The 13037-nt window shown below is 62.0% G+C and carries 6 protein-coding genes; all 6 read left to right on the top strand.

Features of this window, described 5'->3' with window-relative positions; all coding sequences use genetic code 11:
• Positions 1-10: 10 nt before the first annotated feature.
• The gene (locus OOT46_RS13910) at positions 11-709 is read left to right on the top strand and encodes an ABC transporter ATP-binding protein (RefSeq protein ID WP_265404211.1); all 699 of its coding nucleotides are present in this window, start codon (positions 11-13) and stop codon (positions 707-709) included.
• A complete protein-coding gene (locus tag OOT46_RS13905; RefSeq protein ID WP_265404210.1) occupies positions 706-1809 on the top strand; it encodes a capsular biosynthesis protein in 1104 nt (367 codons plus the stop codon). The genes OOT46_RS13910 and OOT46_RS13905 overlap by 4 nt, the downstream gene beginning before the upstream one ends.
• A 5-nt stretch (positions 1810-1814) precedes the next feature.
• Positions 1815-3608, top strand: coding sequence for a polysaccharide biosynthesis/export family protein (locus OOT46_RS13900; protein ID WP_265404209.1), 1794 nt, complete (start codon positions 1815-1817; stop codon positions 3606-3608).
• Between the two features lie 307 nt (positions 3609-3915).
• Positions 3916-4311: a pantoate--beta-alanine ligase gene (locus OOT46_RS13895; RefSeq protein ID WP_265404208.1), complete on the top strand. Its 396-nt coding sequence runs from the start codon at positions 3916-3918 to the stop codon at positions 4309-4311.
• The gene (locus OOT46_RS13890) at positions 4304-7690 is read left to right on the top strand and encodes a CDP-glycerol glycerophosphotransferase family protein (protein WP_265404207.1); all 3387 of its coding nucleotides are present in this window, start codon (positions 4304-4306) and stop codon (positions 7688-7690) included. Before OOT46_RS13895 ends, OOT46_RS13890 begins: the two co-directional genes overlap by 8 nt.
• A 161-nt stretch (positions 7691-7851) precedes the next feature.
• On the top strand, positions 7852-13023 hold the full coding sequence (locus OOT46_RS13885) for an XcbB/CpsF family capsular polysaccharide biosynthesis protein (RefSeq protein ID WP_265404206.1): 5172 nt from the start codon (positions 7852-7854) through the stop codon (positions 13021-13023).
• Positions 13024-13037: the final 14 nt, after the last annotated feature.

Genomic DNA, 13037 nt, shown 5'->3' with positions numbered 1-13037 from the left:
GGCAGGCAGGATGATCGAGCTCGAGTCCGTGACGAAGTCCTACCCCACACCCCACGGGCGGCGCTATGTGTTTCGCGACCTCAGCTTCAGCTTCCCGGAAGGCGCCAGCATCGGCCTGATCGGTCCCAACGGCGCTGGCAAGTCCACCTTGATGCGGCTGCTGGGTGGCATTGATTCTCCGGATTCGGGCAGCGTCCGCACGGATGCCAACATCTCCTGGCCGGTGGGCCTGGCGGGCGGCTTCCAAGGGTCGCTGACCGGCCGCGACAATGTCAGATTCGTCTGCCGCATCTATGGCGCAAGTGGTCCGGCAATGCGTGAAAAGGTGCGCTATGTCGAAGACTTCGCCGAGATCGGCGAGTACTTCGATTTGCCGGTGAAGTCCTATTCCTCCGGCATGCGCTCGCGGCTCGCCTTTGGCCTGAGCATGGCCTTCGATTTCGACTATTACCTCATCGACGAGGTCATGGCCGTGGGCGACGCTCAATTTCGCAAGAAGTGCCAGGAAGTGTTCCGCTCCAAGCTGGAGAAATCCAAGCTCATCCTGGTGTCGCACAACATGCGCGATATCCAGGAGTGGTGTGACATGGTCGTGCTCGTCAACCAGGGCGCCCCGACGCTCTATGAAGACGTGGCAGCCGGGATCGCTGCTTATCAAGGCAAGCCACCCGCCATAGCGGGCAAGAAACCTCCTACCGTTCCCGCATGACATTCGTTCAGAGCCTCACACCGCGTCGCCTGAAGATCGCGTTGATTGCCGTGCCCCTGTTGTTGGCCACGCTGTACTACGTGTTCTTCGCCGCCGACCGCTACGTCAGCGAATCCATCGTCACAGTGCGCCAAACCAACCAGGAGTCCAGCAACCTCCCGGGCGTCGCGTTGCTGCTGGGCGGGGTCAACCCGCCGTCGCGTGAAGACACGCTGTATTTGCGCCAGTACATCCACTCGCTGGAGATGCTCAAGCGCTTGGACGCGAAGTTGAACTTGCGGGCGCATTACGAGGCCGAAAAGCTGGACCCCCTTTACCGTTTGTACGGAGGAACCAGCCAGGAATGGTTCCTGGAGTACTACCGCAGCCGGGTCGAGGTGCTGTTCGATGAAGTTGCCTCGCTGCTGACGGTCCGAGTTCAGGGCTTCGAGCCCGCTTTTGCACAGCAGGTGGCTCAGGGCATTCTGCAGGAGAGCGAGCAGTTCGTGAACGCCTTTTCGCACCGGATCGCCCGGGAGCAGATGGGCTTCGCCGAGCAAGAGCTCCAGCGCGCGGCGGAACGCTTGCAAGCGGCCAAGGCCAAGATGGTTGATTTTCAGGACCGGCATCGGCTGCTCGACCCTGCGGCACAGGCGCAAGCCAGCGGCGCCCTGACGGCCGAATTGCAGGCGACGCTGGCCAAGCATGAGGCCGAGCTGCGTCACTTGCGCAGCTTCCTGAACGAAAACTCCTACCAGGTGCAGGCGCTGCAAAGCCAGGTGGAGGCCTTGCGCAAGCAACTGGAGGCGGAGCGTGGCCGCGCGACGAGCGGCAAGAGCAGCGACCGTCTGAACGCGCTGGCCTCCCAGTTCCGCGACCTCACCCTGCAGGCCGGCTTTGCCGAAGACGCCTACAAGCTGGCCTTGTCGGCGGTCGAGAACGCACGCATCGACGCGACGCGCAAGCTCAAGAGCCTGGTCGTGATCGAGCCGCCAGCGAAGCCCGAGATCGCGATTTACCCGCGTCGGGTCTACGACCTCGTGACACTATTTGTGGTGTGCTGCCTGCTGTATGGCGTCACGCGCCTTGTCGTGACGACTGTGCGCGACCACCAGGATTGACGGACATGTTTTTTGCCCACGCATTGCAAGCCCTCCCCGCGGCGGCCCCGGGTACGCGGGATCCGCGCCGTTTCACGCTGCACCGCGTGCTCGGCGCGCTGGCGCTGAGTCTGCCGCTGGCGGTATCGGCGCAGACCTTTACCGATCCCCTGAATACCAGCCCGCGCGGCTTGACGGCGATCGACGCCGGCGCGCCGCCCGACCCGGCCGCACAAGCGTCCGGGGTGAACGGGCCAGGCACACCGACCGCCGCCAGGCCGATTTCAACGTCGGAGCCTCCGAAAGCCCTGCCTCTCGATCCGCTGGCATCGCCGCAGCCCGTCGTCTTCGGTTCGCAGATGTTCACGGGGCGCTTTGCACGCGTCCCGTTCTCCGGCTTCAATCCGAACTACCAGATTTCCGTCGGCGACAAGGTCAACCTGCGGATGTGGGGTGCCTTCACCTTCGACGCCCAGCAGGAGGTCGACGCGCAGGGCAATATCTTCGTGCCCAACGTAGGCCCGGTCCGCGTCCTCGGTATTCGCAATGCCGAGCTGAACCAGCACGTCGAGACACAGGTGAAGCGGGTCTACAAGCACAACGTCGGCATCTATGCGACGCTGGGGGCAGCCCAGCCAGTCAAGGTGTATGTGACCGGCTTTGTCCGCGCTCCCGGGCTTTACGGCGGCCTGTCGTCCGATTCCATCCTCTATTACCTGGACCAGGCCGGCGGCATCGATCCGGATCGCGGCAGCTATCTGGAGGTGGACGTGCTGCGCGCGGGGCAGGTGCGGGCCAAGTTCAATCTCTACAAGTTTCTGCTCAGCGGGCAGATCGAGCATGTGCAGCTGCAGGACGGGGACACCGTGGTCGCCCACCCGCGCAAGTACACGGTCCAGGTCGGCGGCGAGGTGCTCAATCCCTACATCTTTGAATTCGGGGACAGCAGCGTTCCGGCCAGCCGGGTGCTCGAAGTGGCGCGCGCGAAACCAGGCGCGACGCATCTGAGCATCGTGCGAAAAGTCGGCGCGGAGTTGCGCAGCGAATATCACGCCCTGTCTGCCGCCGGCGAGGTCATGATTCAGAACGGTGACGAGATCAGCGTCACGTCGGACAAATATCCCGGCACGATCCTCGTGCGCATCGAAGGCGCGCACCTCGGCGAACGCACCCTCGTGCTGCCCTACGGGTCCCGCCTCAAGGACGCGCTCGTACGCCTGAAGCCGGCGCCCCAGGCCAATGTCGCGGCGGTTCAGCTGTTCCGCAAGTCGATCGTGTTGCGGCAGAAGGAAATGCTGGAGGCGTCGCTGCGCAGCCTGGAGACCTTCGCCTTGACCGCCCGCAGCGCGACCAGCGAGGAAGCGGTGCTGCGAACCCGCGAGGCCGACCAGATCCTGAAATTCATCGATCGCGCGCGCAACGTGCAGCCGCGGGGGCAGGTGGTGCTCGCCCGGCGCGACGAGGCGCCGAACACCTTGCTCGAGGACGGCGACATCATCCGCGTCCCTGAGCAGAGCAATCTCGTGCTCGTGAGCGGCGAAGTGCTGTTTCCCAACGCGCTGGTGCACGAGGCAGGCAAGAGTGCGAAGGACTATGTCGAGAGCGCCGGCGGCTTCAACCAGGGGGCGGACAAATCCCGCCTGATCGTGCTGCGCCAGGACGGTACCGTCGTCCCGAGCACCGAAGACGCCAGCCTGCAGCCCGGCGACGAACTCATGGTGCTGCCGAAGATCGAGACGAAACGTGTCGAGCTCACGCGCGGCATCACGCAGATCATTTACCAGATCGCCGTGTCGGCCAAGGTGCTGTTCGGCCTGTGAGCCCGCCATGAGGGGGAACCTCTATCGGGCTGCGAGTCCCGATTGCCCCCTCGACCGGCGAGGCGCCCCCCACCCCCGGCGGGGCTGCAGCCGTAGTGATTGGCCACCCCCACTGGCAGTGGTATCCTTGTAAGGGATTGTTGCCCATTCCATGACTTGCCTCACCGGGCCTGAATGGTGTGCGCGGTTCCACTTGCTTGCAGGCCGCTTAGCTTCTCGCGCGCGCACTCTGGCTGTACCGGGCGCGTTTGGCCGCAAGCGAATAAACACTAAGTCTGCAACGCCTTGTGCGGGTGAGGGGTCGGTCGTGAAGACGGTAATTACATTCGGCACTTTCGATGTGCTGCACATCGGGCACGTCAAAATTCTCCAGCGCGCGAGGATGCTGGGGTCGAAGCTTATTGTCGGGGTGTCGTCCGACGCCTTGAACTACTCCAAGAAGCAGCGCTATCCGGTGTATCCCGAAAAGGAACGCATGGACATCGTGGCCGCCATTCAAGGTGTCGATCACGTCTTCCGCGAAGAAGCGCTCGAGCTGAAGGGTGAGTACATCAAAAAGTACTCGGCCGACGTTCTTGTCATGGGCAACGACTGGGAAGGTCGCTTCGACGAATTCAAGTCGCTGTGTGAAGTCGTCTACCTGCCGAGAACCGATGGTGTTTCGACGACTCAACTGATCGCTGAAATCAAGAAGTATGCCTGACACGGCAGTGCCGACGATCGGTTTCATCGGCTGGAATCCCTTCCAGCTGGTGCACGTCCGAAAATTGGTGGCGGCACTGCCAGGGGCCTGCTTCGTCCTCGAACGGCGCAAGGACTATATCGACGAGTTCAACGGCGACCTTCTTACGGACCCGCAGGTCCCGGTTCTGGTATGGAACAGCACGCGGCTGGCGCAACTGGATGGCGTGTTCGACGTCCTCGTGTGCCAGACGCCTTTCCCGAAAATCGAATCCTTCCGCCGTACGCGTATCGCGATGCTGCAATACGGGTACGCAAAGGAAGCCCACAACTACGGGCCTTGGCGCGCGTTCGCCGATCTGACGCTCGCGTATGGGCCTTACGCCGCCGACAAGATCTCGCACTTCTCGCCGGCGGTGCCGGTCGGCAACCCGCGCTTCGACGACTGGCACCTGGCGGACTTTCACTCCCGAGCGAATGAGCGCCTGGGCGGCTGCCTCGATCCCTCGCGCAAGACCGTCCTGTATGCGCCGACCTGGGGCGACCTTTCCAGCGTGGATCGGAACCTGGCGGCAGTTTATGCCTTGGCCGACGAGTACAACGTGCTCGTCAAGATGCACCACAACACGGAACTCCTCGAGCCCGCCCGCAAGCGCGCGATGGCTGCTGGCCGTGTGCAGCACTTCGGCGCCAACGATGATTTGCTGGAGTTGCTCGCGCTGGCGGACGTGGTCGTCTCCGATTACAGCGGCGCCATTTTCGACGCGGTCTTCTGCCAGAAGCCGGTGGTCTTGCTGGATGGAGAGATCGATGCCTCTCTGGGCCACAAGGTGGACTTGCACAGCCTCGAATACGCCCGCCGCGACGAGATCGGCATGCGCGTCAGCGACCCTTCGGGCCTTCGCGCCGCCGTGGCGCAAGCCACGGGTGGTGCCGCAGCCATCGTGCGTCAGGCCCAGGATCTGCGTGCCCAGCTGTTCACCGCGGAGCCCGGGGCCACGCAACGGGCGGCAAACGCGCTGCTCGCCTTGGCCAGCGGACAACCTGCGCCGGGGCAAATGCACTCCTACATGCGCAAGTGCATGGTGGAGTTGCATCAGCTCAGGGCAATGGGCAGTGCCTCTCCCGCCCCCGCGCCCTATGCGGGCGCCGAGAAGCGGGTGAGGTTCGTGATGCCGGGCCTGGTGCGAACTCTCAAGTTCCTGGGCGCCAAGCGCGCCCCGCTGCTCCTGTTTGATCGCTTCGGCGCGCAGGCCTCATCGGTGCAACTGTTGCGCGAGATGATTTCGCTCGCCAAGCGCAGGGGCGACGCCGAGCGGCGCAGCCGCTACATCGAGTGGGCGTTGCGGCGTTTCCCCTCCAATACCCTGGGGTACCTGGAGGCGGCCCAACAACAGGTGGAAGCGGGCGACTTCGACAAAGCTCACCAGACACTTGTGCGCGCCCCCGATTCCCGCCGGATCAAGGAGGCTCTGGCTTGGCTCGACGGGCTGAGACAGGACAAGGGCGTGGTCGTGTCGCACGAGCCGCCATTGAGAAATCTCACCGAGCCCGGCGCTGGCGTGGGGCGCTGGCCGGCCGGGACGGATTGGGGCCGGCGGGTCTGGCGCTCCCTGAAGCGTTCGCGCATGGCGGCACCGGTGCTCAACAGCCTGCCGAGCGTGGTCAAGCAAGGGGTCAACCACCACCTTCTGCTGGCCGACAGTCACGCGGCTCAACGCGACCAGGCGGCAGCACTGCGGGTGCTGCTCGAGGCCCAGAAAAGGCATCCGAACGACAGGCGCCTGTTGCTGCGCATCAGCGCGATCTACCGGGACGACGGCCAGACCGCTCTGGCCTACACCTTTGTCAAAGCGGCGCAGGCCTGCTACCCGGGTTACGGGTCGGTCCGGCGTTTGACCTTCGAGGCCGATCACGAGCTGTTCGACGAAGCGGCACAGACCTTGGACCGTATTGCCGCCTTGGCACCCAAGGACTGGCTCCAGTTCATGCCGATGCTCAACCGGGTGTCGGTATTTTTCCCCGAGCATGCCGAGCGCATGGCCGGCTGGCGCGAAGCCGCCCGGCGGGCCCTCATGGCCAACGCACCCGGCGACAAGAACGAGCTGGAGGCGCGGGTACAGCTTGCCGTCAAGTGCCGCTGGGTGAACGAAGCGCTCGAGCTGGTGCGGCAAGGCCGGCAACGCGGGCTGCGGCTGTCAGGGGCGACGCGGGAGTGGTTGGACAGGGTTCGGACGTCGCTCGAACCCATGGCGCCTATCCTTGATCTTGCCTCTCGCAACGAGCAAGGCGGGGGGCTGGCGGGTGTGATCGACGGCAGGCGGGTCGCGCTGGATCCCGGCACGATCGATCCCGACCGGATCGTCGAGTTTTTCATTCCCACCGTTTTCTTCTCGGACCCTGCCGACGAGAAGCCGAGCTACCGGACGGTACGTGCGGCTCTGCGGCACGCCTATGCCGCTCTGCTGCGCGTGCCGGGCCTGACCGTCGTGCCTCGGTACCAATACAACTGGCGGCACTGCGTGCCTCGGCTGGGCGGGCGCTCGGTCAGCTATCACACTCGGGCCACCTACAACAGCGCCTGGCTGCACATCCAGGAGTCGCCCTTGGCAGGGCGTTGCTCGGTCGACCCTCAAGGATTTGCCGGCTACTCGAGCCTGGCGAACGGTTTCAGCGAGCTGGAGGCACACTGCGAAGGCCTGGATCAAGAGCAGCTGCTGCGCAATCACCGCGACTTGCACGAGACCTACGTCGCCGCCAACGTGTCGAAGTACGAACAGGCCGCGCCCGGTGCGCAGGTGTCGGGTCCCTATGTCTTTGTCGCGCTCCAGATTCCCACCGACACGGTGGCCGATCTGGCGGATGTCGACGGCATCCAGCTGCTGCACACGGTAGCGCGCCACTACGCGGGGACGGGCATCAAGGTGATCGCCAAGCGCCACCCGTACTGCAACAGTTTGAGCGTGCAGCGGGCGACGGCAGCATTGCAGGCCGAGGGGCTGATCGAGTTGACGGAAGCCTCGGTGCACGAGCTGATCGCGGGCGCCCAGGCGGTGTTTACTGTCAATTCGGGTGTCGGGCTGGAGGCTTTGATCCACCTGAAGCCCGTGGTGGTGACGGGCGACTGCGACTATGCGTATGGGGTGGCTGCGCGAGCGCGCAGCGTTGACGAACTTGCGCGAATTCTGCACGCGCCCCTCGTGGCGGATACCGGCCGCATCTACCGGCTGCTTCACTACTATGTGCATCGCTTCACGGTCTGCGCGGACGACACGGACGAAATTGACCGGCGAATCAGGGCGTGGCTGGCAGTCGACTCGGAACGAGCAACGGACGACAACGTCGGTCATGCCGAAGGGCCTGCGTCGGAGGACAAGAAACGGCTTCCTTGCCTGGCCTGAGCGGAGACCGATTCTCGCAGCGACTCCTCCACGAAGCGCCTCGCTCTTGCATCCCTGAGCTGCTTTTGCTCGCCTGCATCGTCTGGAAAACTGCTTCGACCTGAGCACCCCGCCCGGGCGCTCATCGATGAACATCTCTCAATTATTAGTGGCGCCAACAAATGCTGCAGTACTTCGACTATCTGGCTGGCCGCTTGCTTGAAAAAAATAAAAAGTGGAAAAGAGCGGCTGCGGCATACAAGCGCGCCCTGAGAAACGGCGGCAACAATGCGCACTGGCGATATCGGGCCGGATTTGTCCTGCTGAAGACGGGAAGCTTCGAGGAGGCGGTTGAACAGCTCACCAGCGCGTTGGCTCTCGACCACGGCCGAGCCAACTGGTACTTCAAGCTGGGGCTTGCCTGGGAAAAGCAAAGGAAATGGCGTGAGGCCGCGGCCTCCTACGAGAAGGCGCTCGCGCTCGATCCTCTCAAGGAGACATCGAGCGATCACCTGATCAAGTGCCTGAATCATCTGCAGGCCTGGCCGCGGGTGGAGGCGCTGCTTCGGGCGCGCATCGCGGAGCAACAAGGACCGGGTGAGGTTTCCGCCCGGCTGCATGCGAAGTTGGGCGACTGCCTTAGAAAACAGGCGAATTGGAGTGCTGCGGCGGAGGCCTACGGCGACGCTCTCGCCACCACCCCGGACCAATCGCTTTGGCACTATCACATGGGGCTGTGCTTCCTGGCCCTGAAGCAATGGGCCAGTTCTGAAGACGCTTTTCGAAAAGCGATTGACATCGACTCTCTGCATCTGCCCAGCCATCAGAGACTCTGTGAAGCGCTGCGGCGGCAGAAAAGACTGTGGCAAGAAGCCGACGCCCTGGAATTCGCTGTCGGCCACCATCCGAACGAGGCCGAACTGCACTTTCAGCTCGGCGTCGCAAGAGAAAATATGGGGCGCCACGAGGAAGCCGTCGAAGCGTACAAAACGGCGATCCGGCTCAAGCCGACCGAAGACGATTGGAAATACCGGTTGGGTTGCGCGTACGAACAAACGGGACATCGCTCCGCAGCACAGGCGGCTTACCGAGATGTTGCAAGCCGTGCATCCGACGCTGCAGTGCGCATGTTCGGCATCGGCGCACTGCATCAGAAAAGAGGACTGTGGGAACTCGCTGGGGGGGAATACCGCAGAGCCATGGAAAACGATCCTCTGAACGCTGAGCTGCATTACCGGCTCGGCATGTGCCATGAGCGCAGCTACCAGTGGCGTGAGGCGGTCGAGTGCTACCAAAGGGCTGTCGCGCTCGATAAAACCAGGGCTGCATGGCACTTCGGACTGGGCCTGGCGCTGGAGCGCTCAGGCCAATGGGACGGGGCGGCTGTTGCCTATCAGGCCGCTGCTGCCCTCCGGGAGGACCACGACGCGTACTGGTTTTATCGGCTGGGGTATGCGCTGCAGGCAGCCAACCGGCCCGAGGCTGCTTGCGCTGCCTATCTGCGAATGTCGCAAACGCCCGATCTGGCGTTCGACCTATCGGCCGGCACCGATCCATCGTCCTGTGCGCTGGGAACAGAAGCGGATGGGCCCCAGCTGGACCGCTATCTGACGGAGCTGTCGCAGACACGGCTCGAGTTGACGCGCGCGGCCCTGGGAAAGAACGCGACCGATGGCGCGCGTCATTTCATGCTGGGCAACGCGGCAGAGCAACTGGGAGACTGGGCGCAAGCGGCGTTGGCCTATCGGGAAGCCTTGGCACGCAAGGAAGACCATGCTTTCGCATGGCACTACCGCCTCGGCTATGTCCTGGCCAAGGACGGGCGGCATGCGGAAGCTTGCGACGCATTCAAGTCAGCATGGGTGTTGAAGCGCGCGTACGGCGTCGAAAATGCTCCGTATCAGAAAGAATCCGAGGCAGCCGTTGCCGTGATGGAGTACACGGAGTACTGCGAGACCTTGCCAGTCGACGGGCAAGTGGTGCTCTACGAGAGCTTTCATGGGGCCTCCCTGAGCTGCAATCCTTTTGCAATATTCAAGCACTTGCTGGGGAACCCGGCATATCCGGGTCTGCGCCATGTCTGGGTGCTGAACGAAAAGGACCGGGTGCCGGAAGAGTATCTGCCGCGACGCGATGTGGTTTTTGTCGAGCGCGATAGTGACCTGTATCGCAAGTATTTGGCTACGGCGAAGTACCTGATCAACAACGTCACCTTTCCGCCTTACTTCATCCGGCGTAAGGAGCAGGAATATCTGAACACCTGGCATGGCACTCCGATCAAGTCGCTCGGGAGGTACATGAGGGGCGGGTTCATGGAATGGAAGAACAGCGCCCGCAACTTCCTCCAGGCGACTCACCTCCTGGTGCCGAACGACCATACCGGTGAAGCATTGATCGACCACTACGACATCGCCGGCCTGTTCAGAGGCGAACTGATCCGGGACGCGTACCCGCGCGTCGACCTGACGCTGACGGCCTCGGAGGAGAAAAAGCGGGCGCTGCGGACCCGTCTGGGTCTGGGTGACGGCGTGCCCGTTGTCTTGTATGCCCCGACGTGGCGCGGATCGCAGGGGAAAGAAAGATTCGACACCGAGCAACTGGGTTGGGACCTCGACGCCTTGGCCCAGATGCCTTGCCAGTTGTTGTTCAGGGGGCATCATTTGGTCGAGGAGGCGCTGACCTTCACGGCTTCATCGACCAAGGTCGTACCGAGTGATATCGATACGAACGCGCTGCTTTCCATTGTCGATATCCTCATCACTGACTACTCCAGCATCTGTGTCGACTTCATGGCGACCCGCAGGCCCATCATCTACTACGCCTACGATCTCGACGAGTACGCTGATGAGCGAGGGCTCTATTTCGACATCGAGACTCTTCCCGGCTCGGTCTGCTACACCCGGGAGTCGCTCGTCGCCACCTTGAACGGTTGTCTGAGCCGCAGCGGTTCGCATGCCGATGAAACGTACAAGCAGGCCGTCACCCGTTTTTGCCCGTACGACGATGGACACGCCAGTGAGCGTGTGGCGGCGGCCTTTTTCGGGAAGCGTAAATCCACCCGGGGGACAGGGAAGGCAGAAGTTGGAAAACGCCACTCTCTGCTGTTTTTTGGCGGCAGCTTCATTCCCAATGGAATCACCACCTCCTTCTTGAATCTGATTGGCGCGCTGGATCCGGAGCGATACGACATCACGGTCGCGGTTGAACCGGGGCAGATTGCTTCCTACGCCGAGCGAAAAGAGCGCCTTGGGCAACTGCCGGAGCATGTGAAAGTCATCGGCCGCGTCGGCGGCCTCAACTGCTCGCTGGAGGAGCGGCGGGTGCTGGACGAGTTCAATACCCGCAACAAACTCCCGTCGGAGGCGATGAAGGACGTTTATAGAAGAGTCTTCCGCCGGGAATTTCAGCGGATGTTCGGTCTCGCAGCCTTCGACGCCATTATCGACTTCGAGGGATACAGCCGGTTCTGGGCCTCGCTGATGGCCTTCGGTGGCAGCGATACGGGCAGACGCGTCATCTACATGCACAACGACATGCGCGCGGAGCGGTGCGTGAGATTCCCGCATCTAGACGGGATCTTCAATCTCTATCAGAACTTCGATGCCCTGATCTCGGTCTCGGAAGTCATCCGACGGCAAAATACGGACAGCCTGATGGAGCCGTATGGGATCCATCCGGAACTCTTCCGCGCCTGCCCGAACGCGATCAATTGGCGGAAGGTCAAAGAGTTGGCTGAAGTGCCGCTCGACGGCGATTTCGACACTTGGTACGCTCCCGGCAAGACCTTCGTAACTCTTGGCCGGCTTTCCCCGGAAAAGGGGCATGAGAAGTTGATCCGGGCATTCGGGCGCCTTCGCAAGTCCCACCCCGAGGCCAAGCTGATCATCCTCGGCGAAGGTCCTCTCCGGAGTCTCCTCTCGCGGGTGATTGAAGAAGAAGGGCTGCAGGGCGGCGTGCATCTGGCCGGGCTGCATGCGAATCCGTTTTCTTTCCTGAAGCGGGCCGATTGCTTCGTTTTGTCTTCCAACCACGAGGGGCAACCGCTCGTTCTGCTAGAGGCGATGATCATGAAGAAAAAGATCATCGCGACCGATATTGAGGGTGCGAGGGGAGTGCTGAAGTGCTCGACCTCGCTGGTGGAAAACAGCGAAGAGGGACTCGTCCAGGGGATGCTCGCCTTTCTGAGCGGAAAGGTCGCGGAAGAAGATTTCGAGCCGGAGACGTATCAGAAGGGCGCGCTTCAAACGTTCGAGAAGGTGGTAATCAGGTCCGGCCGCACTGATGCCCAGCCCTCATCAAATCATGCCATTGAAATGACGTCGGTATTGAAATCAGATCCTCGTGTGGTGCATCTTCGGTATCCCGACGACTTGGACGCAGCCGAGGCATTTGCTCTGTCCGACGTGGCTTCCGTCGTCCATGTGGCCCACGAGACACTGGAGCCGGGAAAAAGCCTGATTGATATCGCACGAAAGAACGGGAGCGCAAAGAAATGCGTGGTGGCGCTTGCCAACGAAGGTTACCACCTTTGCCGGGCGAAAAATGGAGTTTCGTCCTTTGCCAATTTGGCGGCGATCAAGAGGATCTGGAGGATCAGCGGAAACAAGAAGATGGAGCTCCACGGAGATACCTTCTTCACGGTGGAAGGGCCGGCCGCAAAGGTCGGACCCTTGCGGATGCTCGTCGTCTTTTCGTCGGTTGCTGACGTGCCGTACACTGCAAAGCTGTTCCAGCGAAATTTTTTCCAGAATTTCGGCTCCATCACCAAATACATACCCGCAAACACGGTTGTACTGCGAATCAGCGACATTGGATCGGTGGTCGGTAGTTTTTATATGAACAACTGTTTCTCTTCTTCGGTGGAAGCAGGGGTGCAGAACACAATCCGTCTGGTGGCCGAGCGATACAAGATCGCGAAGGAAGACATCGTCCTGTACGGGGCATCGAAAGGGGGCACGGCAGCCCTGTACCACGGAGCGCAGGCGGGTTACAAAGTGGTCGCCGTCGACCCCATCGTGTCTGACGAGCACTACGAACAACGATACAACGACTCCCACTTCACGCGCGGCACCTTCCCGAAAACCAAGCAGGAAAAGTTCGCTGCTCTATTCGAGACGGTGCGACCACGGAATGCGGTGGTCATCTGCTCTGAGCGTTCTCCGCAGCACCAGTACATCGACCGGATTGTTCGCGCCAACTGCGGCACCGGTGTATCCTTCTTTAGGACCCTGCATCCCTCGATCAAGGATCACCCGGACGTCGGTCCCAATACGATCAACGCTCTCACGATGTTTATCAACGGCTTCTACTACGGGCTGTTGAACACGGAGGGCGTCAGCGTTACTTCTATCTAGTTATGCAAGGGCGA

Origin of the sequence: Aquabacterium sp. A7-Y, from assembly GCF_026153205.1 — a bacterium.
Classification (GTDB): domain Bacteria; phylum Pseudomonadota; class Gammaproteobacteria; order Burkholderiales; family Burkholderiaceae_C; genus Caldimonas.
Note: the sequence above shows the minus strand (reverse complement) of the source record. Positions and strands in the feature narration are given on the sequence as shown.

Excerpts from the sequence above, each read along its gene's own strand:
- OOT46_RS13910 (WP_265404211.1), top strand. The coding sequence starts at position 11 with ATGATCGAGCTCGAGTCCGTGACGAAGTCCTACCCCACACCCCACGGG.
- OOT46_RS13905 (WP_265404210.1), top strand. The coding sequence starts at position 706 with ATGACATTCGTTCAGAGCCTCACACCGCGTCGCCTGAAGATCGCGTTG.
- OOT46_RS13900 (WP_265404209.1), top strand. The coding sequence starts at position 1,815 with ATGTTTTTTGCCCACGCATTGCAAGCCCTCCCCGCGGCGGCCCCGGGT.
- OOT46_RS13890 (WP_265404207.1), top strand. The coding sequence starts at position 4,304 with ATGCCTGACACGGCAGTGCCGACGATCGGTTTCATCGGCTGGAATCCC.
- OOT46_RS13885 (WP_265404206.1), top strand. The coding sequence starts at position 7,852 with ATGCTGCAGTACTTCGACTATCTGGCTGGCCGCTTGCTTGAAAAAAAT.